A 25,350-nucleotide genomic window follows, 5' to 3' on the forward strand; every position below is an offset into this window, starting at 1 on the left:
GCAGGAAGTGCCTCGGCGCGCAAGAACGCGGTGGAGGCGGGCGGCGTCTGCGGGGCGGTGTCAGACGGTCAGGGCGAGCGAGCCGAGGGCGATGAGCCAGCTGACGAAGCTGCCGACGAGGAAGTACTCCGTGACATCGTCGATGCCTGCGGGGCCGCCGTTGTAGGTGCCGGTCGCGCTCGGGTCGGCGCTGCGCGCGGCGGCCTGGATCTCGGGGAAGCGGAGCAGCCCCTTGGCGGCGATGACGAGGCCGGCGGCGCCGAACTGGCCGGCGAGGCCGAGCCCGAGGATGACGAGGCGTTCCATCGGGCCGAGGAGGCGGCCACCCTTGAGCCGGTCGGCGGGCTGGCCGGGGGTCGGGGGAGCGGGCTGCCCGGCGCTCGCGGCTGCGGCCGCCGCGGCGGCGTTGGCGTTGGTGACGTCTGAGGGGCGCAGGGCCCCGATGGTGAGCAGGACGAGCCGGACGATGACGTTGGCGGTTGCGAGGTTGAAGAGGGCGAGGCCGGTGAGCAGCAGCACCCGCGCGGTGGTGAGCGGCTGGTGGCCGGGCAGCTCGGCCCAGTGCAGCCAGGTCTCGAGCGGGCCGTCGGGGTGGGAGGCCGCGCCCGAGAAGCCGAGGAGCGCGACGACGATGCCGGCGAAGACCCCCAGCGGTGCCAGGGCGCGGCGCCCGGTCATCTGGGTCTCGCGGGAGAGCTCGGCCCATGCCGCGCCGGCAGCTGCGGCGAGGACGAGCGCGACCCAGTCGGCCCAGCTGTTCATGCCGGCCAGCAGGCCAAGGATCACGATGACGACGGGCGTGGTCACGTGGCCCACGAGACGGCTGCGCGGCGTGCCGGTGGAGCGGACGAGGTCACCGACGCCGATGCCGACCAGGGCGACGGCCAGCCACGTCACGGCAGCTCCCCGAGCGTCGCCATGGCCTCGAGCGCCACGCCGATGCCGTCGCGCCGCACGCGCTGCGAGACCGCGGACGGGCTGATGCCGAGGCGGTCGGCGACGTCCTGCTGGGCCTGCCCCCTCATCAGTCCTCCTAAGATCTCGCGCGAGGTGGTCGACATGGAGCCAACCATGAAGTCCAGACAGTCCAGGGCCGCGCGAACGGCCGCCACCACCGGGGCCGGCTCGTCGGGGGCGACGTATGCCGTCCGCGACGTCCGCGTCTGCGCTCGCCGGGCGCGCGCCTCGGCGGTCTCGATGGCCTCGCGCGCGGCCCAGTAGGCCGGGCCGTCGTGGATGCCGCGGGCGGCGTCAAGCGTGGTGACGTCGCCGCGGCCGAGCCCGAAACGGATGTCGGCGAGCGGGTGCAGCTCGGCGCGCACGACGAAGCTGGCCCGTAGCGCCTCGCCCAAAGTCGGGTAGACACCCTGGAACTCGTCGCCGACGGTGATGACAGCCGGGTCGTCAACGGGGACCACCTCGTTTACCCGGGTGATGCCAGACTGAAAGGCGTCGTGTAGCGCCTGGCGGTCCCGGTGCCTTCGGGACTCGACGATGTCTCCGATGAGAGCAACTGAACCGGTCGCCTTCGGATTGACCACGTGAAGATCATATCTTCATTGCAGGCCGATGAGGGCAATATCTTCAGATGTGGCTGATCCTGAGGCAGCTACGTCCAAAACGACACGCGTGTCTGGACTGTGCCCTATACCCGGCTATGCTGCTTTCGCGCGCCGTTTGACCGAAAAATCTGAGTAGCGGGTTGGTGCCCGTCCACCGTGCGGCGGACGTCATAGGTCGCAGGCTTCCACGACGGCGCGTGCGTGAATCGGGGCACGTCAGGGATGTGGGGACAACAGGGTGACAGCGCAAGCACGAAGAGCTCGGTGGACACGGCTCGGTTGGGCCGGGGTGGACGCAGTCATCTGGGTGGTGATGCTCTTCGCCGCTGTATGGATCAGACTCGACTTCGCGATTGACGAGTCATTCCTGCGCGGAACGGCCTACTTCGCCCTGGCCGCGGTCGTCGCCCAGCTGCTCGTCGGCTACGTCGTCGGTCCCTACTCAATCAGCCATCAGCTCGGATCCTTCGAGGAGATCGTCGAGCTGACAGCAACTACCGCTGTGGTGGGCGCGGGCCTCTTCCTTTGCGGCTTCATCGTCGCCCCGCCACTTATTCCTCGGGGCGTACCACTCACCGCCGCAGCCTTGACTCTGGCCTCCATGTTTGCGCTGCGTTTCGTCATCCGGACCGTGCGCTCCTACCGTGCCATGCAGACGGCAGCGGAGCGCCGCGCCATCATCCTGGGCGCGGGCGAAGCCGGCAGGCGCCTGCTGCGAAGCATGAAGTACGACGGGGCCGGGTCGTTCGTTCCGGTGGCTCTCCTGGATGACGACCCCTCCAAGCAGCGCATGCGTCTTGAAGGCCTGCGAGTGCGCGGCACGCGGGGCGACATCGCTTCAGTCGCCGAGCGGTTCGAGGCCGACACGCTCGTTGTGGCGCTGCCCAACGCCGAAGCCGGCACCTTGCGTGACCTCGCCACCCGAGCCGCGGACGCGGGCCTCGAGGTCGTGACCCTGCCTCCGCTGAAGGAGATCATGGGTGGGCGTCCGACGCCCAAGGACCTGCGTGATCTCGATGTCGCTGACCTACTGGGCCGCCGCCCGGTGGAGCTGGACAAGACGGCCATCGCCGAGCAGATCTCAGGTCGACGCGTACTCGTAACAGGCGCGGGCGGATCGATCGGCTCCGAGCTCTGCCGTCAGATCTCGCGATTCGGCCCTTCCCGCCTCTTCATGCTGGACCGCGACGAGTCGGGCCTGCAGGCCACCGAGATGAGCCTCTCAGGCCACGGGCTGCTCGACTCCGATGACCTCATCCTTGCCGACATCCGCGATCCGAAAGCGCTCGCTGACGCCTTCGCGCGAGCGCGGCCGGAGGTGGTGTTCCATGCTGCCGCCCTGAAGCATTTACCGCTCCTGGAGGCCCACCCGCTCGAGGCGTGGAAGAGCAACGTCATCGGCACCTTGAACGTGCTTACGGCCGCCGAGGCAGTCGGCGTCTCGACCTTCGTCAACATCTCGACCGACAAGGCGGCGAACCCGACCTGCGTCTTGGGCTACAGCAAGAGGCTCGCCGAGCGCCTCACCGCCGACTTCGCTCGCCGAGCCGAGGGCCGTTATGTCTCGGTCCGCTTCGGAAACGTCTTGGGTTCTCGCGGATCTGTCGTCCACGCGTTCACCGCCCAGATCGAGATGGGTGGGCCTATTACCGTGACCCATCCTGAGGTGCGCCGGTACTTCATGCTCATCCCTGAGGCGTGCCAGCTCGTGCTCGAAGCTGCGTCTATCGGCGTCGACGGTGAGGTCATGGTGCTGGAGATGGGTGAGCAGGTGAAGATCTTGGAGGTCGCCGAGACGCTCATCCGGATGAGCGGCCGGCGCGACATCGACATCATCTACACCGGCCTCCGCCCGGGAGAGAAGCTCGGTGAAGAGCTCTTCTCTCCAGACGAGAGCCGTCGCAGCACTGGGCACCCGCTCGTCGACAGCGTCGACGTCCCGTTCATGGTCCCCAGCTCGGTGCTGGAGACATCGTTCCTGTCGTCGGACGAGGGCCGCGAATGGATGCGCCACGAAGCCATGATTCGAACCGCCAACACAGTTGGGACGATCCAGCAGTGACCCGCATTCACCTGTCCAAAGCCCAGGTCACCGAGGTCGAGGAGGCGTACGTTCTCGATGCGCTCCGCTCCGGCTGGGTCGCGCCTCTCGGCCCTCACGTCGACGCCTTCGAGGCTGAAGTGGCGGCCCGCTGCGGAGTGGCGGGCGCGCTCGCTCTCTCCTCGGGAACAGCCGCGCTCCATCTGGCTCTTCTTGACGCAGGGGTGGGCCCCGGGACCTTGGTTCCAGTTTCGGACCTCACCTTTGCAGCCACGGTGAATGCTGTCGCCTACACCGGGGCCGACCCGGTGCTGGTCGACGCGCAGGAGGCGGACGGGAACGTCGACGTCGACCTGCTCCTGGATGCCGTTGACAGGCTACGGGCAGAAGGGGCCTCCGTGCCGGCGGTGGTTGTGGTGGACCTTTTCGGTCGCTGCGCCGATTACGGCCGCCTCGAGCCAGCACTCGCCGATCGAGGGGTTCACCTCATCGAGGACGCTGCTGAGGCGCTCGGCGCCTTCCATGCCGGGCGAGGAGCGGGATCTTTCGGGCGAAGCGCCGCCCTATCGTTCAACGGCAACAAGATCATGACGACGTCCGGTGGCGGGATGCTGCTGAGCGACGACGCGGAGATGCTCGCCCGGGCGCGCTACCTGTCGACGCAAGCGCGACAGCCAGTTCCTTGGTACGAGCACACAGAGGTTGGGTTCAACTACAGGATGTCCAACATCCTCGCCGCGCTGGGACGAGGCCAGTTGACTCGCCTTGACGCGATGATCGCCCGGCGACGCGAGATCCGGGACCTCTACGACAAGCACCTCTCCGGCATCTTCGGCATTAGAGTGCTCGGCCGCAGCGGCGCGGACTATGACGACGACGACAACTGCTGGCTCACAACAATCGTGATCGACGGTCCAGGTGCGTCCTGCGAACCAGGTCAGACGATTGCTGACGGTGCAGTTGACGCCCTGAACGCAGTCGACATAGAGGCCCGCCACGTGTGGAAACCCATGCACCTGCAGCCCGTGCACCGCGAAATGCGGGCCTTTCTGAACGGCTCGTCCGAGCGTCTCTTCGAGCGTGGGATAACGCTCCCGTCGGGAGCGGGGCTTACTGACGCCGACGTCTTTCGGGTCATTGACGCGCTGACGGCGCACCTGGAGGGACGATGAGGCGTCGCTTCCTCAAGCGCGTCTTCGACCTGCTCGTCGCCGTACCGATCTTCATTGTCTCCCTCCCCGTGCAGGCTGTCGTGGCGCTGCTGGTCCGTCGGCGGCTCGGGTCACCGGTGCTGTTCCGACAGGAGCGGCCCGGTCTGGACGGCCACCCGTTCACCATGGTCAAGTTCCGCACCATGCTCGATGTGAATCCGGAGATCGGGCTCGTCGATGACGCAAGCCGGCTCACCGAACTGGGACGCGTGCTGAGGTCCACAAGTCTCGACGAGCTACCGACGTTGTGGAACGTCGTGCGAGGCGACATGTCGCTGGTGGGGCCCCGGCCGCTGCTCATGCAGTACCTTTCCCTTTACTCTGCAGATCAAGCTCGCCGTCACCTAGTGCGTCCGGGTTTGACGGGTCTCGCACAGATCTCGGGCCGCAATGCCCTGAGTTGGGAAGACAAGTTCAGATTGGATGTCGAGTACGTGGACCGCGGCTCGCTGCTCCTCGATGCGAAGATCCTCATGGCCACGGCACTCACCGTTGTCCGCCGCGACGGCATCAGCGCGTCAGGCTCGGCCACCATGCCGGTGTTCGAGGGTTCGGCGTCAGATGGGCGTGGGGCCGCGTGAGGATCGGATATGTCTCGCAATGGTTCCCTCCGGAGCCGGCGCACATCGCTCTGCAGATTGCCGAGGGCTTGCAGGAACGCGGTCACGAGGTGACAGTAGTTACCGGCTTCCCGAACTATCCCCAGGGTCAGCTCTACGCGGGTTACCGACAGCGGTTCGGGTTGCCTGAGACCGTGCGTGGACTCGAGGTGCACCGCGCTCCGCTCATCACGAGCCACGGCACCTCGGTCATAGGTCGATTCGCCAACTACTGCAGCTTCGCGGCGTCCGCGTCCCTCGCGGCACGGAAGGTCGTCAACCCGGACGTTTGGCTGACTTACTCGTCACCGGCTCTGGCTGGGATTCCGGCCTTGGTCAACGGCATCCGTCGCGCACCGCGCGCGCTGATCCTGCAGGATCTGTGGCCGGATTCGATCACCGAGAGCAGCCTGCTGCCCGCTCACCTGCAGCGAGTCGTCAACGCGACGGTTGGCCCGGTGTCACGGGCCACGTACCGCGATGCGGCTGCCATCGGGGTCATCTCCCCGGGTATGCGGGCCGTGCTCACGGATCGCGGCGTTCACCCGGACCGCATCCACTACACACCCAACTGGGTGGACGCGGCACCGGAGACGGCCGCCTGCGACGATGCCGCAGCGCTCCGTCGTGCCCTCCAGATCCCCGAGCACCGACGCATCTTCATGTATGCGGGAAACCTGGGTGATTTCCAGGCGCTCGACCTGTTGATACGGGGCTTCGACGGCGTGCAAGGCGCACACCTGGTTCTCATCGGCAGCGGTTCGAGCGAGAAGGCGCTCCGGTCTCTAGCCTCGTCGATGTCCATGCTGAATGTGCAGTTCGTGGAGCGTCAGTCACAGGAGTCGCTCCGACGCTACATCACCGCCAGCGACGTACAGGTGGTGTCGCTGGCTGACCGGCCGCTCATGGGAGTGACCATGCCGAGCAAAGTGCAAGCAAGTCTGGCAACAGGCAAGCCGGTCCTGGCCCACGCCGTCGGAGATGTGGCATCGCTCATCCGACGTGCTGACGCGGGGTTGGCTGCGACGCCCGGATCTGCGGACCTCGGCGCCGCCCTGCAGTCCTTCGTTGCGATGTCGGATGCCGAGCTGCGAAGGCTCGGCCGGAACGCGCGTTCGGTCTTTGAATCCGAATTCTCTCGTGAGGTCGGGATCACGCGTGTCGAGCAGATGCTCGTGGCCGCCGTTAGATCTTCAACAGGAAAGTAGACGATGACTTCGAACAGCTACCAGGAAGCGGCAGCTGCCGACCCGTTCTCGGGTGCCAGAGTGATGATCACCGGAGGGACCGGATCCTTCGGCTCCACCATGGTCCGCCACCTTCTTAGGCGCGATGTGGCTGCCATCCACGTGCTCTCGAGAGACGAGGCGAAGCAGGACGAAATGCGTCGGCGTGTTGACGACTCCCGGCTCAAGCTTTTCGTCGGGGACGTCCGCGATCTGGACAGCGTCCAGGCAGCAACGGTGGGCGTTGACTTCGTGTTCCACGCGGCTGCGCTGAAGCAGGTCCCGTCCTGCGAGTTCTTCCCGGAGCAGGCCGTCAAGACGAACGTGGTCGGGAGCCGGAACGTGATCGAGGCCGCCGCACAGTCGGGCGTGCGAAGCGTAGTCTGCCTGAGCACCGACAAGGCTGTGTACCCCGTCAACGCAATGGGGATGTCGAAGGCCCTGATGGAAAAGACCGCTCAGGCGTTCGCACGCAATCACCCCAGGTCTGGCACGACCGTGTCGGTCACGCGCTACGGAAACGTCATGTACAGCCGTGGTTCGGTGATACCGCTTTTCGTGAACCAGGTTCTCGAGCGGCGCCCGCTCACAATCACCGAGCCGAGCATGACGAGATTCCTCATGTCGCTGGAGGAGTCGGTCGATCTCGTCGAGTACGCCTTTCTGAATGCCGAGCCCGGCGACCTCTTTGTTCGGAAGGCGCCGGCATCGACAGTCGAGACCCTAGCTCGAGCAGTAGCGGAGTTGCTCGGTGACACCGCTCCCAGCATCAACAGGCTTGGAATGCGCCACGGCGAAAAGATGCACGAAACTCTGCTGAGCCGTGAGGAGATTGCAAAGGCCCAGGACCACGGCGACTATTTCCGCGTTCCCCTCGATGCCCGATCCCTCCAGTATGAGCTCTACTTCGAGGAGGGCGAGGAGCTTCCTGCGCGTGTGGACGACTACACGAGCGAGAACACAGACCGGCTCGACGTCGAGGGGACCAAACAGTTGTTACAGCGGCTGCCCGAGTTCGAGCGGCTGTTGGCTGGTGCGTCAGCGTGAAGGTGGTCGTCACCGGGGCCGCCGGTTTTCTCGGCTGGCACCTTCGCGTCCGGGCTCGGGCCGGCGGCGTCCATGAGGTGCTGCCCGTCGGCAGATCCGATTGGCATCGTCTGCACGACCTGGTTCGCTCCGCCGACGCGGTCATTCACATCGCCGGTGTGAACCGTGGGGAGCCTGCCCAGGTCGAGAGGGGCAACGTCGAACTGGCCCGAGACGTCGCGCGCGCTCTTGAGTCGGACGGAAAGCCGCGCCGTGTCGTGTACGCAAACTCCATCCAGAGCGGTAACGGGACTCCCTACGGAACTGGCAAGGAAACCGCTGCAGAGATGCTGCGATCGTCGGCGGAGCGCGCCGGTGGCACCTTCGTCGACGTCCGCCTCCCGAACCTCTTCGGGGAGCACGGACGCCCGCACTACAACTCTTTCATCGCGACGTTCGTCGATCTGATCGCCACGGGTGGGAGCGCGGACATTGTGGACAGGCCTGTTCCGCTTCTCCACGCTCAGCCAGCTGCGCAGGCGCTGCTCGACGCGATGAGCGGCCCCGGCGGAGTCCGGACGCCAGCGGGTAAGGACGTGAGCGTCCAGCGGGTCTGGGATCTGCTGAGCACCTTCGCCAAGGCCTACTCCACCGGAGACATCCCAGGGCTCGCGTCGCAGTTCGAAGTCGAGCTGTTCAACACGCTTCGTGCCACGCTCTTCCCAGAGCGCTATCCGATCCCCTTGACAAGCCACGCTGACGACCGTGGGCGACTGGTTGAGACGGTGCGTTCCCATGGGGGTGAAGGCCAGACGTTCGTGTCGACGACACGACCGGGCGTCACACGGGGGGAGCACTTCCATCTTCGCAAAATCGAGCGGTTCGTCGTGGTGTCAGGGGAGGCCCGCATCAGTCTGCGCAAGGTTCTTACGAATGAAATCGTCAGCTTCGACGTGTCAGGCGAAGATCCGGTTGTCATTGACATGCCAACGATGTGGGCGCACAACATCACCAACACTGGGGCGGAGGAACTCGTGACGATCTTTTGGACGAACGAGCTTTTCGACCCTGCTGACGCGGACACCTACCGCGAGCCGGTGCTACTCGAAGAGGTTGACGCATGCTGAAGGTGATGACCATCGTCGGGACACGGCCGGAGCTCATCCGCTTGTCTCGAGTGATTCAGCGCCTGGACCAGACGGTTGAGCATGTCCTCGTCCACACCGGGCAGAACTACGACTACACCCTGAACGAGGTCTTCTTCCATGACCTGGGCCTGCGGAAGCCTGACCACTTGCTCGGGGTGGACACCAGCTCCTTGGGACGCGTCTTGGGTGAGACGCTCATCAAGACCGAAGAGGTTCTTGTGGCGGAGCGCCCGGACGCCGTGCTGGTGCTGGGCGACACCAACAGTTGCGTAGCGGCCGTCATGGCCAAGAGAATGCGGATACCCGTCTATCACATGGAGGCGGGCAACCGGTGCTTTGACGAGAACGTACCGGAGGAGACGAACCGCCGACTCGTCGACCACGTCGCCGATTTCAACCTTGTCTACACCGAGCACGCGCGGCGTAATCTCCTCTCTGAAGGCCTGCCTCCGCGCCGGATCCTGAAGACCGGATCCCCCATGCGAGAGGTGCTGAACGCGTATCGTGAGCCGATCATCGCGTCTGATGTCCTCGAACGAATGGGGCTCGCAGAAGGCGGCTACTTCCTCGTAAGCGCCCACCGCGAAGAGAACGTCGACTCGCCGACACGACTCAAAATGCTCTTGCAATGCCTCGTGGCGGTGCACCAAGAGTTTGGGCTACCAGTATTCGTCTCGACGCATCCACGCACGCGTAAGCGGCTTGAAGTGATGCCCGAGGCCATCGAGGTGCAAGGTGTCACCTTCAGTGAGCCACTCGGCTTCCACGACTACAACAAACTGCAGCTCTCGGCCGCCTGTTGCCTCAGCGACTCGGGAACCATCGCCGAGGAGTCGACCCTGCTCGGCTTCCCTGCAATCACCCTCCGCGACTCCATCGAACGACCTGAGGCACTCGATACCGGCGGCATCATCATGACTGGGCTGCATGCGGGTGACGTGGTCGCGGGCATCAAGACGGCCATGTCCGCTCCGCGCTCTCGCAACGGCGTCAGCGGCCTGACGCCTGACGACTACCTCATCGACAACACCAGCGAGCGCGCGGTGAACTTCATCCTGTCGACTGCACATCGGCACAACGCGTGGGCCGGAATACGAACGACTGAGCCAACATGACGGCGGAATGCTTAATGCCATGGGCGCGAACTGATGCATTCTGATCTCACTGCCAATGATGGACGTTGGCATCGAAGCAAGTGGGCTGTATCGCGACTTGCCTTCGTCTTGGCAGCACTCGTCAGCGCGGTTTTGGCTGCGAGTGGCGTCGCCCCGGTAAGCCTGGGCGCCGCCACCCTGCTGATCGTGTCGATCCTGATGCTGATTATTGCTTACAGGTGCACGCGAGACATATTTCATCCTTGGGTTTTCACCAACGGCTATCTGAACTATGTGCTACTGGCGCCAATACTCTATATGCAGAGCACTGGCAGCGAAATCGGTCGCATACCGTTGTCTTCGTTGAGCGGGATCGCGCCTACGGTGATGGTCTTGTGCGCGGGTGGCTGGACAATAGGGACCCTTCTCGCGACCTCTCCGATTGCACAACGACCCAGTTCCGCCCCAACCGAATGGCGGGTGGGGCGCGTGGCGTCACTCGGCACTCTGGTTCTGTCGATATCCCTGCTCATGACGATGGTTCTATATGTGCTTACATCGGGCGAAACGTATGGAGCTAATCAGGGTGTGTACACGGGGGTATCGGCTCTCAGCACCTTATCGGAGGGCCTTCTCCCAGTCGGAGTGCTCCTCTCATGTGCGGGCTCCGAACGGCGCTTTCTCCTGTCGTCTTCGCAGTGGCTAATACTGCTGAGCACCATGGGAATCTCGCTGCTGGGTCTGTCTTCGCGATCTGCCGTCTTGACTCCTGCGCTCCTGCTTGCTTGGTATGCCACGCGGCGCAAGCAGATCAGACCGCTGAAGGCGCTGGTGGCAGTAGTCGCTGTCGTGGCCGTCTTCAACTGGGTGGGAAATGTTCGCGCTGGCTCCGGAGAGGTCGTGCAGACTGCTTCAAATCCATGGGCGAGGTCGCTGGTAGACACATCCAGTCCTTACCAGGTAACGGATATCTTGGGACAGTTGGTCCCAGACATACACCCCTACTACGAGGGGTCGACTTATGTGGCTGCAATCGCCAGTTTCGCGCCCGGAATCCTGACCCAAGACAGCAACGATCAGCGCACCACAGCGTCGTTGGAGTTTCGACGACTAACGGGGGTGGGAAGCGGACAAGGTTTGGGCTTCTCACTGCCGTCTGAGGCGTATATGAACTTCGGGTTGAGTGGAGTTATTTTAATTTCCATGGCCGTCTCACTGATTGGATCCTCCTTCTACAATAGAAGCCTCAAAGGCATCCCCACGGACGTAAAAGGCTATGTGTACCCAGTGTTCATGGCGTCCATGGTTTACGGGATACGGTCAGATTCTCTCGGGCAGATCAAATCTATCGGATACCCGCTTCTGATCGCTGCAATCAGCCTCGCCGTGATGAAACGACGACTCTCAAAGGTAAGACAGTGACCCTTTTCGTAGTGTCTGACGTATCAGTAGCTATGGATTCGGCCGGGCGGTACTGGTCGACACATCCGTCGCTTTCCGGCGACTTCCTTGAGAAGTTTGACGGAACGGCAGACGAAGTGGTTCTCATTGCGCGCCAGGGGACGGACGCGGGTGCAACAACGCCATTGCCGGAAGGGACTCGAGTCCTGCCTCTTCCAGCCGCTGGAAGGCGACAAGGCTACCGAGGCGTACTCAAGCTTGCGCGATCTGTCCTGTCATGCCGATTTGAGGCGGCAGATACCGTATTTGTCCGGATACCCGAACTGTTGGGCTTCCTCTTTTGGATGCGGACGAAATTCTCTCCTGCTCATGTTGTGGCTAATGTCGTTGCCGAAGCTGGTTCTTGGTTTCCCCAAGGATCGAAGCATCCGCTCGTCTCCCGTGCCCTGAGCACGACCCTGGAGAGTTTCAGCCGCGTAGTGGTTCGACGTTCAGATGCGGTGGTATATGTCACTCAAGAGTCCCTACAGCGCCGATACGGTACTCGAGCGCCTGCGCTGGCAATGACAAACGCTAGGTTGCCGGAGAGCTGGCTGACCGTCGACCCAGCTCCAATATCACCGTCACTCCGCCATCTCATCACCGTCGGACATCTCAATGGAGGGGTCAAGGGGATTGACATACTCCTGCGTGCCTTCTCCGCTGTCGTCCGACGCGGCTTGCCAGATGCAACGCTGACCATCGTCGGGGCTGGCGACCCTGAAGTGTTCCTCGAGATGGCTCAACAGCTGGGTGTCGCCGACAGGGTTCGTTTCACAGGGGAAATCACCGACCGGCGCAAGCTTCTCGAGCTCTTACGCTCGCACGATCTATTTGTTCTGGCATCACGAAGCGAAGGTCTGCCCCGAGCGATGATTGAAGCGATGTGTCTTGGACTTCCCTCCATCGGCTCTCGCGTGGGGGGCGTAGAGGAGCTGGTCGGGCGAAGGTGGTCTTTCGACAAGGAAGACGATGTGGCGTTGGCTGCTCTACTGCTGTCTGCCGAACCACACGAGGGCCGGGTCGCGCTCTCCCAGCAGCAACTTGCGCGTGCGCGAGCCATCATCGCTCAAGCCCAAGGAGCGCCCTTGGCCAATTTCTTCCAGTCGCTGAAGGAATAGGCGAGTGACTAGGTGGCGGCGCATAGCATTTGGACTTCTTGATCAAGGGCTTTCCAGCTTCAGCAACCTCGCCTTGTCCATCGCATTGGCGCGGATCTTAAGTTCGTCCCAGTTCGGCGCATCGTCTCTCGCCATTGTGGGGTTGGGCGCCCTCCTGGGTACGACACGAGGATTCCTGGGTAATAGCATAGCTCGCCTTTCCGGGTCTCCAAAAGTGAAGAGTGAATCGGCTTTTGCTGTTAGCGTCTCCTTAATCATGGCAGTTCTGGTTTTGGCGTTGACGGTCTGTGTGCAACTAGCCGTCGGGCACTTTGATCCGATTGTTTCCCTGCTGTCGGCGTCGGTCGTCCTAGTCCTTCCGCAGGATGTACTTCGCTGGGCAGCGATTGCAGACCAGAAGCTCCGCGACTGCCTTATATCAGACTTGATTTGGGCCGTTGTCTCGCTCGCCATGCTGTTTACTCCAGCGATAGCGAGCAGCGCGGCGGCGTGTGTAGCGGTGTGGACGATGGGAGCAGGGCTTGCGTTGCTATGGCTGCTTCTACGGACCGGGGTCGCGCCGACTTTTGCAGGCCTGCGGGAATGGTGGATGCGAGGGAGAACGGTCCGGCTGTTCTTTGGTCTTGAAGGCATTGTCTCTTCTTGGACTGGTTTTGTTTCCCTATCCATAGCGACCGTGACCGTTGGCACAGCTGGTTCTGCCGCGATGCGAGGCGGCGGCCTTCTGCTTGGACCGCTTGCTCTGGTTTTAAGCGCCATACCGATGCTGGGTATTCCAGAGTTGGCGCGGAGTGGGCAAGTCAAGAGCGGCAGGGATGCCTGGCAGCGACTTCGCATCGTGGCATGGACTCTTGCCTTGTTGTCATTGCTTGTCGGGTCGGTAGCTTTGGTATTGCCGCAGTCCTTGGGATTTGTTGTGCTCGGTGACACCTGGGACGGGACGAAGCGCATTGTATGGATCGTTGCGATTGAGTACGCCGGTCTCGGTTTTCTTCACTGCGCGTCGGCGGGGTTGAAAGCGCTGGGATTGGCGCGGATGGTTTTTCTGGTTCGAGCGGCCTACGCGTGTTCATGTTTCATTTTCGTGGCGGTGTCGGGAGTCGTATTCAGGTCGGCCGCTGGTGCGTCAAGCGCTCTTGCTTTGTGTGGTGTGGTCTTTGCTGTGATAGTTGTTCAGTTGCTTGTTCGAGGAAATATGCTTGAGAGGGTGCGAATCGAATCATGAAGGTGCTAGTAACCGGCGCTGCTGGCTTTATTGGATCTACTTTGTGCGAGAGTCTGCTGCAAGATGGTCATCAAGTAGTAGGCGTTGATTCGTTTACTGACTACTACGGTGGCGGGTTGAAAAGACGGAATCTTTCCTCATGCGTTGCGTCGAGCCACTTCAACCTGATTCAAGACGACATCAACCGGGTGGATCTGGGCGGCGTGCTGGATGGAGTCTCCACTGTTTTTCATCTGGCAGGTTCGCCTGGAGTTAGGTCTTCTTGGGGTGATCGATTCGCCGAGTACACGGACAACAATGTGCGGGCCACACAAAGGCTTCTTGAGGCCTGCCTGTCAAACAATCCCGGGGTTCGATTTGTGTATGCTTCGTCGTCGTCCGTGTACGGGAACAGTCCTTCATTCCCGTGTGTGGAAGACCAGCCGCTTCATCCCAGGAGTCCGTATGGCGTGACCAAGTTGGCGGGGGAGCATCTGGTCAGCCTCTACGGTGAGAACTTTGCCCTGCCCACGGTGTCTCTTCGGTTCTTCACCGTTTACGGCCCGCGGCAGCGCCCTGACATGGCGTTTCAGCGGTTTCTGTCCTCCGCCCATCTCGGCGAGGAGATCGTCGTCTATGGGACGGGAAAACAGATTCGGGACTTCACGTTCGTTGCCGATATCGTGTCTGGCTTGCGCCGTGCATCCGAGGCCAGCGTTAAGCCGGGCGCAGTGTTCAACCTCTCGGGTGGGAGCAGCGTGTCCGTCAATGACGCACTAGACATCATCTCGTCGCTGGCCGGTGGGCGGTTGCGAGTCAGGCATGAGGATGTTGTTGCTGGCGATGTATTCCGAACTGGTGGATCGAGCCGGGCGGCATCTCAAGAGCTCGGCTGGACAGCGAAGGTGGGCCTTGAAGAGGGTCTCCGCAAGCAGTGGGAGGCTGTGAGCGCGGCACGCCTCTAGCCTGGATGGCTTCCCTCCTGTAATTGTTGGCCACGCGCGCACGGCAGATACCGAGGCCGTTCGGCATGGGCGCGCTCTTGGGTTTCGCCGCGCGCGTGGAGACGCGTGACGCCCCGTGACACTGTCCCGCGCCAGCCGATCCCCTTGCGCCCCGGTCGGTGGGTCATGACTGGGCATTGACCTCACCGGGCCACACGACCAGCGACTGCAAGTCCGTGTGGCGGAGCAGCGAGGCGACTTCGCCGAAGGCGTTGTTGAGCTACTCCTCAACGCTGGCTCATGCAGGGCGCAGGGGTCGGCGTCACGCGCGTCGTGAGCGAGGAGTCGTTCTTGAGCGGGTGGGGGCGGGAATCCTTGCAGGGGATCACGACTAGGGTGACAGAGTGAAGATCACTGTCGTCGGCCTCGGTTACGTGGGCCTGTCAAATGCCGCCATCCTCGCCCAGCACAACGAAGTGGTCGCCCTCGAGGTGGATGGCTCGCGTGCGGATTTGGTCAACGAGGGCCGGTCACCAATCATCGATCCCGAGCTGGAGGCCTTCCTTCAGCAAGGAGGTCTCAACCTCCGGGCCACGACGGATCGTGAGGACGCGTACGCCGGCACATCGTTTGTCGTCATCGCCACGCCCACTGACTATGACCCGGACACGATGCACTTCAACACGACGTCGGTGGAGCGCGTCATTGACGATGTTTCCCGGCACGCCCCCGACGCTTCGGTCATCATAAAGTCCACGGTCCCTGTAGGCTTCACAAAGCGTATGGCGCAGGTGCGGCCTGCCTTACGCATCATTTTTTCCCCGGAGTTTCTGCGGGAAGGGAGGGCCCTGTGGGACAACCTCCACCCGAGTCGCATCGTCATGGGAGATACGGGCGCGGAGGCCAAGGAGTTCGCTTCGCTACTGCTTGAGGGCGCGGAGAAGTCGGACGTGCCCGTCCTCTTCACGGACGCGACCGAGGCCGAGGCGATCAAGCTCTTCGCTAACACTTACCTTGCCATGCGGGTCGCCTACTTCAACGAGCTCGACACCTACGCGGCCACCCACGACCTTGACACGCGATCCATCATCGAGGGTGTTGGGCTCGACCCGCGGATCGGTGCGCACTACAACAACCCGTCGTTCGGCTACGGCGGCTATTGCCTGCCCAAGGACACCCGACAGTTGCTCGCCAACTACGATCAGGTGCCGCAGAACCTCATACACGCAATCGTGGAGTCCAACACAACCCGCAAGGACTTCATCGCGAGCGACATCTTGGCGCGCGAACCGAGGGTCGTCGGGATGTATCGGCTGGTCATGAAATCTGGGTCGGATAACTTCAGGTCCTCGAGCATTCAGGGGATCATGAAGCGCATCAAGGCCAAGGGCATCGAGGTCGTCGTCTATGAACCGACCTTGGAGGGCGACGAGTTCTTCCACTCGCGCGTCATTCGCGACTTGAACGAGTTCAAATCGGTGGCGGACGTGATTGTAGCCAACCGACATGCCGATGAGCTCGACGCGGTTCGAGACAAGGTGTATACGCGTGATATCTACGGCCGCGACTGACCTAATCCGCGACTACCGCACGCAACGTTTTAGATGCCGGTTTGGGCTCTTGGGCATGAGGATCGCTGCGGCAGACCGGATGTGTCGTGAGGCGGTGAATGTGACGTAAGCAGAGACCATCGACGTGACTGCCGCGGGTGCATGCTTCATCATCGCCGTGTGGGCGGAGGTGTCTTAACCCGGCTGCCCTGAATACCAGACCTCTTAAGAGCCGAGCGCCACTCACCGATGACGGCGACTGCCGCGCCATCCAAGCTGCGGTGGGACAACACACTCCAGGCCGGTCGGGGAGCGGGTCGAGGGAAGGCCTCAGTTGTCGTCGGGAGCACCCGCTCGGGGTCCAGCCCGTTCAACTCGAAAACCGCGCGAGCCAGTCCGTACCACGTCGTTTGCCCGCCCGAGGTGCCGTGGTGGATGCCGAACGGAACCTCAGCGGCGACGATCCCCACGATTAGATCCGACAGGTCCACAGTCCACGTCGGCTGCCCGACCTGGTCGTCGACCACCGACACCGTGTCGCGCTCACCGGCGAGCCGCAGCATGGTCGACACGAAGTTGGGCCCGCCGGCGCCGTAGAGCCAGGCCGTGCGCACGACCCATGACTCCGGGCACAGTGCCCGCACCGCCCACTCGCCTGCCGCCTTGGTGCGGCCGTAGGCCGAGCGTGGGGCGACCGGGTGGTCGACGGCGTAAGGCTCGGTGGCCGTGCCGTCGAAGACGTAGTCCGTCGACACGTGGACCAGGCGGGCGCCGGCTCGCGCACACGCTCGTGCGACGTTGGCCGCGCCGACCGCGTTGACGGCGAAGGCAACCGGCTCGTGCGTCTCGGCATCGTCGACTGCCGTGTAGGCGGCGGTGTTGACGACGAGGTCGTGGCCCTCGATGGCCGCCAGGCACTGGGCCGGGTCGGTGACGTCGAGGTCGCTGCGCCCGAGCGCCGTCACGACCCAGCCGCCCGCGCGCAGGGCGGGCACGAGGTCGAGCGCCAGCATCCCGCCGGCGCCCGTGACGAGAGCGCGGCCGGGGGAGGGGGTGCTCACCGGCCGAGCCGCGCGTAGGTGCGCTCCGACTCGACCTTGGCGGCCTCCCACCAGTCCCGGTTGGCGGCGTACCACTCGACCGAAGCCTCGAGGCCGGTGCGCACGTCGCTGTAGCGCGGCCGCCAGTCGGTCTCGGAGCGCAGCTTCGAGGAGTCGATGGCGTAGCGCAAGTCGTGCCCGGGGCGGTCGTCGACATGATCGAACCAGTCGGCCGGCTTGCCCATGATCTCGAGCAGCATGCCGACGATCTCGAGGTTGTTGCGCTCCCCGTCCGCGCCGATGAGGTACGTCTCGCCGAGCCGGCCCTGCTCGAGGATCGCGATGACGGCGTCGTTGTGGTCGTCGACGTGGATCCAGTCGCGCACGTTGAGGCCGGAGCCGTACACCTTCGGCTTCACGCCGTCGAGGATGTTCGTGATCTGGCGCGGGATGAACTTCTCGACGTGCTGGCGCGGCCCGTAGTTGTTCGAGCAGTTCGACACCGTGGCCTCGATGCCGAACGACCGGATCCACGCCCGCACGAGCAGATCCGCCCCGGCCTTGGTCGCCGAGTAGGGCGAGGAGGGGTTGACCGGCGTGCGCTCCGTGAATCGCTGCGGGTCGTCGAGCTCGAGGTCCCCGTAGACCTCGTCGGTCGAGATGTGGTGCAGGCGCTTGCCGTGCCGGCGGATGGCCTCGAGCAGCGTGAACGTGCCGACGACGTTGCTCTCCACGAACGGCCATGGCGAGTCGAGGCTGTTGTCGTTGTGCGACTCGGCAGCGAAGTGCACGACCACATCGTGGCCGGCGACCAGCCGGTCGACGAGCGGCGCGTCCGCGACCGAGCCCTCGACGAGCTCGACGGACCCGTCGCCGCCCAGGTCCGAGAGGACGGGCGCCAGCGAGTGGCGATTGGCGGCATACGTCATCGAGTCGAGGACGGTGAGCGTCCAATCGGGGCGCGTCTCGCGCCCCCGGAGGACGAAGTTCGAGCCGATGAAGCCGGCTCCGCCGGTAACGAGTACACGCATGTGCCCGAGGGTAACGAAGCCGGAGCCCGCTGACGGAATGGGCCACTTTCGGGTCTGTCGACATGCTCCGCGTGAAAGTCTCGGAATCGGGAGTGAGTGGATCCCTCAGTGCGGGGATGCGCCGTGCGTCGCCGACTTCGGCGAGGTGGTCAGGGTCGACGTCGCCGCCGACACGATCGCCGAGGTCCGGGCTGGGGTCTCGTCCTGCCATGAACTGACTCGAGTCGCTCCGGCACGAGGCGTCGAGTGCGGGTGCCCCCACCACGGCCGAGTCGAAGGTTAATGACCTACGGCTGGGTGGCCGCTCGGCTCATCTGAGGCGGCGGCCCCTGGAACTCCGACTCAATGGCTGGGACTATTCGGACATAAGCCGCAATAACAGGAAGTGTGCACTCGAGACACAGCGGCCCGGCCTAGGATCGGGTCTCACTCTCCGCGCCGAGAGAACTTGGGGGAAACAATGCTCGGCGAAAGCCCGTCCACGCACGGAATTCTCTTCATCTGCACCGGCAACATCTGCCGCTCTCCCTACGCGGAGCGACGACTGCGACAGCTCCTGCCCGACACTGGCGTTCCCATCTCGAGCGCCGGCACCGCCGCCGTCGTCGGCTCTGATATCGAGCGGGCAACCAGCGAGCAGCTGCGTCGCCTCGGCGCCGACGTCACCGGCTTCTCGGCTCGTGCCGTAACGCCACAGCTGCTCGACGAGGCCGAGCTGGTGCTCACGATGACCCGCACTCACCGGTCCGAGGTGGCACGGCTGCGACCCGCGGCGATGCGCCGGATCTTCGCGCTCGGGGACTTCGCCGACCTGTGCCGGTCGACCGCGACATGGCGTCCGATCGTGCCGACGAGCCCGTGGCTGCCTCAGGTCGCCGCTGAGGCGGCAGCTGCGCGCGGGACGGTCGCCCCCAGGGATGTCTACGAGGTCGATGTCATCGACCCCTACGGCGGCACGTCGCGCACGCACACCGAGGCCTATGACCGCATCGAGGAGCACCTCGACGTCGTCGTCGCCGCGCTCGCCACCGTCGCCGGCTCGTCGAGGGCTGGCTCCCACCGCTGACATCGGACGCACGCGCGCCCCTGACCCGAGGGTCAGGGGGCACGCGCGTCGTCGCGGCGTGGCCGCGATCGTCAGTGGAAGATGGAGTCCGCCGTCGGGAAGGCGGCCTGCTCCCGCTGGTCCGAGACCTCGCGAGGGCCTGCAGGTGGGGCGGGACGGGCGCCGGTCGTCGACGGACGCGGGGTCACGGGGCCGTGGTCCTCGTCGACGGCCACCGGGCGACGACGGTGGGGGATCGAGCGGCCCTTGGCGCGCTGTCGCTCGCTCTCGGGACGGTAGTCGTACTCGTACGTCCCGTAGCCGGCGCCGCCCTCCTTGGCCTTGACGCGGTTGAGGATGAGGCCGAGCACCGAGCCGTTGACGGCCTCGAGCGACTCCAGGGCGTGGCGCACGTGCTCGCGCTGAACGACGCCCGCGCCGACCACGACGATGGCGCCGTCGACGATGGTGCTGAGCACCGCAGCATCGGTGACCGGAAGCAGCGGGGGAGCGTCGATGAGGACGTAGTCGAAGCGTTCGGTCAGGTCCTCGATGAGCTGCTCCATGTTGGCCGAGCCGAGGAGCTCGCTCGGGTTCGGCGGGATCGGGCCGGCGCCGAGCAGGCGCAGACCGGTGCGGCCGAAGGGCTGGAGCACGTCGTCCACGTCGACCCGGCCCACGAGCACGTCGGTCAGGCCGACGGAGCCCTCGAAGCCGAGATAGTCGAGCAGGCGGGGACGGCGCAGGTCGCCCTCGATGACGACGACCTTCAGGCCCGTCTCGGCGAGGCTGAGCGCCAGGTTTGCCGTGGTCGTCGACTTGCCCTCACCGGGCAGCGACGAGGTGACGACGATCGACTTGGGCGGGTTGGCCACGTCGACGAACTGCAGGTTGGTGCGCAGCGACCGGAAGGCCTCGGCGCGCTGCGAGCGCGGGTCGACCTGGACGATGAGTGGATGCGCCGACGCGTCGTTGTCGTAGGCGATGCCGCCGAGGATGGTGCGGTCGGTGACGGCCTCGAGGTCACGCTGGGACTTGACCGACTTGTCGAGCACGTCCCGTAGCAGGGCCACACCGAAGCCAAGCAGGAGACCGAGGACCAGCCCGAGCGCCAGGTTGCGGGTCGGCTTGGGGCTGACCGGCGATGGCTCCAGCGTGGCGGGCCGCGTGACCGAGAGGGTCACGGGCGACTGCTTGCTGGACTGGGCCTCGATCTTGCTGATGTATTGCGGGAAGACGTCGCCGATGGCGGCCGCGATGCGCTGGGCCTGCTTGGGGCTGGCGTCGGTCACCGTGACGTCGATGAGGCTCGTGTCCAGCGGGATCGAGGAGGTGATTCGAGCCGCGAGCTGGTCCGTGGTGCCGCTGACGCCGGCTGCCTTCATGACGGGCTGCAGAACGGCGGGGTCCTGGAGCACCTGGGCGTAGGTCTTGACCCGAGCCTGCGTGAACGTGTTGCCCTGCTGCAGGGACGACGTCGTGTCATCACGGGTCGTGTTCACGAAGAATCGGGTAGAGGACGAATAGGCGCGTGGCGACAAGGCCGTGTACGCGGCCGCGAGACCGAGGGTGACGAGAGCCACCGCCGCGATGATCATCCAGCGCTTGCGGATGACGTTGAGGTAGTCCTGCAGCTCCACGCGTTGTTCGCTTCCCCGTTGCGGCCGTGCCTGGTCACACGACTCCCGGTCGGACAATTCCGACACATTCTTCCTGCGCATAGTAGTGCCGGATGACCGGGATGCGGTGCTCGGGACCGGCGGGTCCGTAGAGTGACCGTCGTGATGCGGTGGATGACGGACAGGTCCGTGGGTCGGCTGGCGCTGGGTGGCCTGCTGGTCCTCCTCGTCGTGGACGCCCTCCTCGTGGCGCTCGCCTTCCGGCCCGACGCGGCCGGCGCCTCGGCTCAAGGCCCGACCCCGGGGGCCGGGACGAGCTCCTCGACAGCCGCGTCCTCCCCGACGACGTCCACGAATGCCACAGTGACCGTCGTCCCCGTCGCCCAGGTCATCGCCGCCGCAGACGGCAAGCGGGCCTGGCGTGCCACTCTCGGCACCTGTGCCGACAAGGGAGCGAGCCTCAGCGTCACCGACGACGGCGGTCGCACCTGGACCGAGCGCACCGCTCCCGCGCCGGCGCTGGGGCGGGTCCAGCCCGTCGGCGCCGGCCGCGGCTTCGTCATCGCCGCCCGGACCGGCTGCAAGCCGGGGGAGTACGACACCGACGACGGTGCCGCGACCTGGAAGAGCCCCATCGCCGTCGACGGCGGCTGGTCCCGCGTGCCCGGCGGTGAGGAACCGGAGCAGGTCATCACGCCGCAGCGTCCGGACGCCCGCCCGTGCGGCAGCACCACCGTCGTCGACCTTGCACGGGTCAGCGCCGCCCGCGCCGTCGTCGTCTGCGCGGACGGCCGGATCGTCCGCTCGACCGACGGCGGCTCCCGCTGGTCGACGCAGGCCACCGTCAAGGGCGCGCTGTCGGTGTCGGCCCGCGACGAGGGTGGCACGCCCACCGTCTACGTCGCCCGCACCAGCGACGCGTGCGACGGCGTCGAGATCGCCAAGGTCACCGACACCGCGACGGCGCTCTCCTGCGTCAAGGCGCCGCTCGACGGCGCCGAGGGCCGCGTCTCGCTGAGCGTCGTCGGGGCCGCCGGCTGGCTCGCCGTCGCCGACACCACCTGGCGCTCGGGGTCCGACCTGGCGACGTGGTCGGCCACCGCCTGACCCCCGCGGCTGGCACGCACTCACCGGTCGCCCCCTAGGCTGGCGGCCATGAAGGGCATCATCCTGGCCGGCGGCTCGGGCACGCGCCTGCACCCGATCACCCGCGGCATCAGCAAGCAGCTCATGCCCGTCTACGACAAGCCGATGGTCTACTACCCGCTGTCGACGCTGATGATGGCCGGCATCCGCGAGGTCCTCGTCATCACCACCCCCGACGACTCCGACCAGTTCCGCCGCCTCCTCGGCGACGGTGCGCAGTGGGGCATGACCATCACGTATGCCGTCCAGCCGAGTCCCGACGGACTCGCCCAGGCGTTCATCCTCGGAGCCGACTTCATCGGCGACGACGAGGTGGCCCTCGTCCTCGGCGACAACATCTTCTTCGGGCCGGGGCTCGGCACGCGACTGCGCGACAACACCGAGGTCAAGGGCGGGCACATCTTCGCGTACCGCGTCGCCGACCCCACGGCATACGGCGTCGTCGAGTTCGACGAGGACGGCACGGTGCTCTCCATCGAGGAGAAGCCCGCCCGGCCCAAGTCCAGCTACGCCGTGCCCGGGCTCTACTTCTACGACAACGACGTCGTCGAGATCGCCCGCGGGCTCACGCCGAGCGCGCGCGGCGAGCTCGAGATCACCGCCGTCAACGACGAGTACCTCCGCCGCGGCACCCTCACCGTCACGCCGCTGCCGCGGGGCACGGCGTGGTTCGACACCGGCACGTTCAGCGGCCTGATGGAGGCCAGCCAGTTCGTCCACGTCGTCGAGGCTCGGCAGGGCCAGAAGATCGGCTGCGTCGAGGAGGTCGCCTGGCGCAACGGCTGGATCGACGACGACCAGCTGCGCGTCCACGCCGACGCCCAGGCCAAGAGCGGCTACGGCCTCTACCTGCACTCCCTGCTCACCGAGGCCGCCGAGGTCGAGGCAGCACACCAGCACACGCCCGCCGAGGAGATCAGCTGATGGACATCCGACCGCTCACCATCGAGGGCGCCTTCGAGATCACGCCCCGGCAGTTCCCCGACGACCGTGGCGTCTTCGCCGAGGGCTTCCGCGTCGACCACCTCGCCGAGGCCATCGGCCACGAGCTGCAGGTGCGCCAGACCAACATCTCCGTCTCGACCGCCGGCGCCCTGCGCGGCATCCACTACGCCGACGTGCCGCCCTCGCAGGCGAAGTACGTCACCGCGACCAGCGGCGTCTTCATCGACTTCGTCGTCGACGTCCGCATCGGGTCGCCGACCTTCGGGCAGTGGGACTCCGTGCGCCTCGACACCGTCGACCGCCGCGCCGTCTACCTCCCCGAGGGCTTCGGCCACGCGCTCGCCTGCATCGAGGACGGCACCGCCGTCTACCTGTGCTCCGAGGTCTTCAACCCGGCCGGGGAGCGGGGCCTCAACCCGCTCGACCCGCGCATCGGGCTGGCCCTGCCCGACGGCTTCGAGCCCGTGCTGTCGCCCAAGGACGCCGCCGCGCCGAGCCTCGACGAGGCCGCCGACGCCGGCCTGCTGCCGACGCTCGAGGACTGCCTCGCCTACACCCGGTCACTGGGCGGCACCCGCGCGGCAGGCGGCCACCGTTGAGGCGCATCGGCCGCATCCTCGTCATCTGCACCGGCAACGTCTGCCGCTCGCCCTACATCGAGCGCCGGCTGCGCCAGCTCCTCGACGGCGCTGACGTGCAGGTCGAGAGCGCCGGCACCGGCGCCCTGGTCGGCTCCGCCATCGAGCCGGGCTCGGTCGACGCCCTCGGCGCCGTCGGGGCCGACGCGACCGGCTTCGCCTCGCGCCAGCTGACGCCGGCCCTGCTCGACAGCGCCGACCTCGTCATCGCCGCCACCCAGCGGCACCGAGCCGACGCGGTCGCGCTTCACCCGCGGGCGCTGCGGCGCACGTTCACCCTCGGTGAGCTCGCCGACCTCGTGCACGGCGCCGACCTCGTGGAGGCGGCAGCCGAGACGGACACCGCTCCGGACGCGCCCTGGGCCGCCGTCGTGGCAGACATCGCGCGCGGACGCCGGGGCCTGCACCCGGCACGCCCCGCAGACGAGTCCGACATCCCCGACCCCTACCGCCAGGGGGCCGAGGCGTATGCCGCGATGTCGACCGCGATCGAGGCGGAGATCCACACCGTGGCAACGGCGCTCACGCCGCCCGCTAGCTGACTCCCACCTGGTGAGCCGCCCTGCCGACGGGTGAAACGCCAACGGCCCGCATCGCTGCGGGCCGTTGGCGGGGGCTCCTTACTTGTAGGAGTCCATCGAGTCGGTGCGGATGGCCTCGCCGAGGTCCTTCATCTTCGCCTCGTCGACGATGTCGATCGAGGCACCGGCTGGGCTCGTGCCGAAGCCGGTGAACGGGGCCGTGATGAAGCGGATGTCGCTGCCGCGCAGCCCGCGCATCGCGAAGGCCTCCGAGCGCATCGTGCCCACGTCGAACTTCTGGTCGACGACGAGGTTGCTCGTCGCGGCATCGGTGAACTGCGCCAGCTTCACCGGGTTGGTCAGCACGTCCTTGCTCAGCGTCTTGAGCATCAGCGCCTTGATGAAGGCGAGCTGGCGCTGGCCGCGCGAGATGTCCCCCTCGCTGAGCTGGTGACGCTGGCGCACGAAGACCAGCGCGGTCGCGCCGTCCATGTGCTGGATGCCCTTGGTGAAGACCTTGCCGTCACCCTTGGACGGCTCGGCCACGTTGACGTCGACGCCGCCCACCGCGTCGGTCATCGCCTTGAAGCCCTCGAAGCCGATCTTGGCCACGTGGTCGATCTGGATGCCGAGCATGTTCTGCATCGTGGTCACGAGCAGCGGCGGCCCGCCGAACGCGTACGCCGCGTTGAGCTTGTCCTTGCCGTGGCCCGGGATCGGGACGTAGAGGTCGCGCGGGAAGTGGATGAGCGTCACGGCGGAGTGGTCGTCCGGCACGTGCGCGATGATCATGACGTCCGAACGGCCCCCGACCCGGTCGGGCCCGGCGTCGCTGCCGATGATGAGGTAGTTGGTGCCGTTGCCCGTCGGCTGCGCGATGACGTTGCCGTTCTGGTCCGTCGGCTGGCCGTCGGGCAGGAGCAGCTCCTGCTTGACGTTGTTCGTGACGACGTGGTTGAGCCACGCGAGGTAGCCACCGATCGCGAGCACCGGGACCAGCAGCAGCACGAGCGCTGCGATGAGCACCTTCCGGTTGCGCTTGCGCTCACGGCGCGGCGCGGGATCGGGCGTCTCGTCGTCGTCCCAGTCGCCCTCGCCGGCCGCGACCTGGTCGTCGCGGAAGAGGTCGCTGTTGTGCTCACGGGTCCTGTCCACGCCGACAGTGTAGGTGTCAGGCAAACCGGACACTGCCGCATACA

At 65.5% G+C, this 25,350-nt stretch carries 23 protein-coding genes; 17 read left to right on the forward strand and 6 right to left on the reverse strand.

The features are described from left to right. Window positions 1-60 precede the first annotated feature (60 nt). A complete protein-coding gene (locus tag AB0316_RS15845) occupies window positions 61-897 on the reverse strand; it encodes a hypothetical protein (RefSeq protein WP_366274001.1) in 837 nt (278 codons plus the stop codon). Beyond that, on the reverse strand, window positions 894-1,541 hold the full coding sequence (locus AB0316_RS15850; protein ID WP_366274002.1) for a SatD family protein: 648 nt from the start codon (window positions 1,539-1,541) through the stop codon (window positions 894-896). Before AB0316_RS15850 ends, AB0316_RS15845 begins: the two co-directional genes overlap by 4 nt. 310 nt (window positions 1,542-1,851) lie before the next feature. Here AB0316_RS15850 and AB0316_RS15855 point away from each other — a divergent pair, with 310 nt between their 5' ends. The 12 genes from AB0316_RS15855 (at window position 1,852) to AB0316_RS15910 (ending at window position 16,187) form a co-directional block, all read left to right on the forward strand. Beyond that, complete coding sequence (locus tag AB0316_RS15855; RefSeq protein ID WP_366274003.1) at window positions 1,852-3,624, forward strand: nucleoside-diphosphate sugar epimerase/dehydratase; 1,773 nt, start codon at window positions 1,852-1,854, stop codon at window positions 3,622-3,624. After that, a complete protein-coding gene (locus AB0316_RS15860) occupies window positions 3,621-4,775 on the forward strand; it encodes an aminotransferase class I/II-fold pyridoxal phosphate-dependent enzyme (protein ID WP_366274004.1) in 1,155 nt (384 codons plus the stop codon). Before AB0316_RS15855 ends, AB0316_RS15860 begins: the two co-directional genes overlap by 4 nt. Next, complete coding sequence (locus AB0316_RS15865; protein WP_366274005.1) at window positions 4,772-5,395, forward strand: sugar transferase; 624 nt, start codon at window positions 4,772-4,774, stop codon at window positions 5,393-5,395. The genes AB0316_RS15860 and AB0316_RS15865 overlap by 4 nt, the downstream gene beginning before the upstream one ends. After that, window positions 5,392-6,621, forward strand: a complete 1,230-nt coding sequence (locus AB0316_RS15870; protein WP_366274006.1) for a glycosyltransferase family 4 protein — start codon at window positions 5,392-5,394, stop codon at window positions 6,619-6,621. The genes AB0316_RS15865 and AB0316_RS15870 overlap by 4 nt, the downstream gene beginning before the upstream one ends. A gap of 3 nt (window positions 6,622-6,624) precedes the next feature. Continuing rightward, window positions 6,625-7,686 (forward strand): polysaccharide biosynthesis protein, encoded by a 1,062-nt coding sequence (locus AB0316_RS15875; protein ID WP_366274007.1) that lies wholly within the window; start codon window positions 6,625-6,627, stop codon window positions 7,684-7,686. Then, on the forward strand, window positions 7,683-8,792 hold the full coding sequence (locus AB0316_RS15880) for an NAD-dependent epimerase/dehydratase family protein (RefSeq protein WP_366274008.1): 1,110 nt from the start codon (window positions 7,683-7,685) through the stop codon (window positions 8,790-8,792). Before AB0316_RS15875 ends, AB0316_RS15880 begins: the two co-directional genes overlap by 4 nt. Further along, window positions 8,786-9,928: a UDP-N-acetylglucosamine 2-epimerase (non-hydrolyzing) gene (gene wecB, locus AB0316_RS15885; RefSeq protein WP_366274009.1), complete on the forward strand. Its 1,143-nt coding sequence runs from the start codon at window positions 8,786-8,788 to the stop codon at window positions 9,926-9,928. Before AB0316_RS15880 ends, wecB begins: the two co-directional genes overlap by 7 nt. A 33-nt stretch (window positions 9,929-9,961) precedes the next feature. Continuing rightward, window positions 9,962-11,329: an O-antigen polysaccharide polymerase Wzy gene (gene wzy, locus AB0316_RS15890; protein WP_366274010.1), complete on the forward strand. Its 1,368-nt coding sequence runs from the start codon at window positions 9,962-9,964 to the stop codon at window positions 11,327-11,329. Between the two features lie 11 nt (window positions 11,330-11,340). After that, window positions 11,341-12,468 carry a glycosyltransferase gene (locus AB0316_RS15895; protein ID WP_366274011.1) on the forward strand — a complete coding sequence of 376 codons (1,128 nt, stop codon included), beginning with the start codon at window positions 11,341-11,343 and terminating at the stop codon, window positions 12,466-12,468. A 256-nt stretch (window positions 12,469-12,724) separates the two neighbouring features. Further along, entirely contained in the window at window positions 12,725-13,693 is a 969-nt protein-coding gene (locus AB0316_RS15900) for a hypothetical protein (RefSeq protein WP_366274012.1), read from the forward strand. Beyond that, window positions 13,690-14,637 (forward strand): NAD-dependent epimerase/dehydratase family protein, encoded by a 948-nt coding sequence (locus AB0316_RS15905; RefSeq protein ID WP_366274013.1) that lies wholly within the window; start codon window positions 13,690-13,692, stop codon window positions 14,635-14,637. Before AB0316_RS15900 ends, AB0316_RS15905 begins: the two co-directional genes overlap by 4 nt. Window positions 14,638-15,020: 383 nt before the next feature. Further along, the gene (locus AB0316_RS15910; RefSeq protein ID WP_366274014.1) at window positions 15,021-16,187 is read left to right on the forward strand and encodes a nucleotide sugar dehydrogenase; all 1,167 of its coding nucleotides are present in this window, start codon (window positions 15,021-15,023) and stop codon (window positions 16,185-16,187) included. Between the two features lie 149 nt (window positions 16,188-16,336). On the opposite strand, the gene rfbD is transcribed toward AB0316_RS15910, so the two are convergent. Then, window positions 16,337-17,227 carry a dTDP-4-dehydrorhamnose reductase gene (rfbD, locus tag AB0316_RS15915; RefSeq protein ID WP_366274015.1) on the reverse strand — a complete coding sequence of 297 codons (891 nt, stop codon included), beginning with the start codon at window positions 17,225-17,227 and terminating at the stop codon, window positions 16,337-16,339. After that, window positions 17,224-18,237 (reverse strand): dTDP-glucose 4,6-dehydratase, encoded by a 1,014-nt coding sequence (rfbB, locus tag AB0316_RS15920; protein ID WP_366274016.1) that lies wholly within the window; start codon window positions 18,235-18,237, stop codon window positions 17,224-17,226. The genes rfbD and rfbB overlap by 4 nt, the downstream gene beginning before the upstream one ends. Before the next feature lie 460 nt (window positions 18,238-18,697). Between rfbB and AB0316_RS15925 the strand changes: the two genes are divergently transcribed. Continuing rightward, window positions 18,698-19,303: a hypothetical protein gene (locus AB0316_RS15925; RefSeq protein ID WP_366274017.1), complete on the forward strand. Its 606-nt coding sequence runs from the start codon at window positions 18,698-18,700 to the stop codon at window positions 19,301-19,303. Between the two features lie 71 nt (window positions 19,304-19,374). On the opposite strand, the gene AB0316_RS15930 is transcribed toward AB0316_RS15925, so the two are convergent. After that, a complete protein-coding gene (locus AB0316_RS15930; RefSeq protein ID WP_366274018.1) occupies window positions 19,375-20,922 on the reverse strand; it encodes a polysaccharide biosynthesis tyrosine autokinase in 1,548 nt (515 codons plus the stop codon). Window positions 20,923-21,075: 153 nt separating this feature from the next. Here AB0316_RS15930 and AB0316_RS15935 point away from each other — a divergent pair, with 153 nt between their 5' ends. Genes AB0316_RS15935 through AB0316_RS15950 form a run of 4 tightly spaced genes read left to right on the forward strand, consistent with a single transcriptional unit; the run spans window position 21,076 to window position 24,172 of the window. Next, a complete protein-coding gene (locus tag AB0316_RS15935) occupies window positions 21,076-22,008 on the forward strand; it encodes a hypothetical protein (RefSeq protein ID WP_366274019.1) in 933 nt (310 codons plus the stop codon). Window positions 22,009-22,056: 48 nt separating this feature from the next. Further along, complete coding sequence (rfbA, locus tag AB0316_RS15940; RefSeq protein WP_366274020.1) at window positions 22,057-22,971, forward strand: glucose-1-phosphate thymidylyltransferase RfbA; 915 nt, start codon at window positions 22,057-22,059, stop codon at window positions 22,969-22,971. Continuing rightward, complete coding sequence (rfbC, locus tag AB0316_RS15945) at window positions 22,971-23,591, forward strand: dTDP-4-dehydrorhamnose 3,5-epimerase (protein WP_366274021.1); 621 nt, start codon at window positions 22,971-22,973, stop codon at window positions 23,589-23,591. Before rfbA ends, rfbC begins: the two co-directional genes overlap by 1 nt. After that, the gene (locus tag AB0316_RS15950) at window positions 23,588-24,172 is read left to right on the forward strand and encodes a low molecular weight phosphatase family protein (protein WP_366274022.1); all 585 of its coding nucleotides are present in this window, start codon (window positions 23,588-23,590) and stop codon (window positions 24,170-24,172) included. Before rfbC ends, AB0316_RS15950 begins: the two co-directional genes overlap by 4 nt. Window positions 24,173-24,250: 78 nt before the next feature. Here AB0316_RS15950 and AB0316_RS15955 read toward each other — a convergent pair whose 3' ends face one another. Continuing rightward, window positions 24,251-25,306 carry an LCP family protein gene (locus AB0316_RS15955; protein WP_366274023.1) on the reverse strand — a complete coding sequence of 352 codons (1,056 nt, stop codon included), beginning with the start codon at window positions 25,304-25,306 and terminating at the stop codon, window positions 24,251-24,253. Window positions 25,307-25,350: the final 44 nt, after the last annotated feature.

The sequence above is a fragment of the Terrabacter sp. NPDC080008 genome (assembly GCF_040702505.1).
In the GTDB taxonomy this organism is placed as follows: Bacteria; Actinomycetota; Actinomycetes; order Actinomycetales; family Dermatophilaceae; genus Terrabacter.

Excerpts from the sequence above, each read along its gene's own strand:
- AB0316_RS15865 (WP_366274005.1), top strand. The coding sequence starts at position 4,772 with ATGAGGCGTCGCTTCCTCAAGCGCGTCTTCGACCTGCTCGTCGCCGTA.
- AB0316_RS15875 (WP_366274007.1), top strand. The coding sequence starts at position 6,625 with ATGACTTCGAACAGCTACCAGGAAGCGGCAGCTGCCGACCCGTTCTCG.
- wecB (WP_366274009.1), top strand. The coding sequence starts at position 8,786 with ATGCTGAAGGTGATGACCATCGTCGGGACACGGCCGGAGCTCATCCGC.
- wzy (WP_366274010.1), top strand. The coding sequence starts at position 9,962 with ATGCATTCTGATCTCACTGCCAATGATGGACGTTGGCATCGAAGCAAG.
- AB0316_RS15900 (WP_366274012.1), top strand. The coding sequence starts at position 12,725 with ATGGCAGTTCTGGTTTTGGCGTTGACGGTCTGTGTGCAACTAGCCGTC.
- AB0316_RS15905 (WP_366274013.1), top strand. The coding sequence starts at position 13,690 with ATGAAGGTGCTAGTAACCGGCGCTGCTGGCTTTATTGGATCTACTTTG.
- rfbB (WP_366274016.1), bottom strand. The coding sequence starts at position 18,237 with ATGCGTGTACTCGTTACCGGCGGAGCCGGCTTCATCGGCTCGAACTTC.
- AB0316_RS15925 (WP_366274017.1), top strand. The coding sequence starts at position 18,698 with ATGCTCGGCGAAAGCCCGTCCACGCACGGAATTCTCTTCATCTGCACC.
- AB0316_RS15935 (WP_366274019.1), top strand. The coding sequence starts at position 21,076 with ATGACGGACAGGTCCGTGGGTCGGCTGGCGCTGGGTGGCCTGCTGGTC.
- rfbA (WP_366274020.1), top strand. The coding sequence starts at position 22,057 with ATGAAGGGCATCATCCTGGCCGGCGGCTCGGGCACGCGCCTGCACCCG.
- rfbC (WP_366274021.1), top strand. The coding sequence starts at position 22,971 with ATGGACATCCGACCGCTCACCATCGAGGGCGCCTTCGAGATCACGCCC.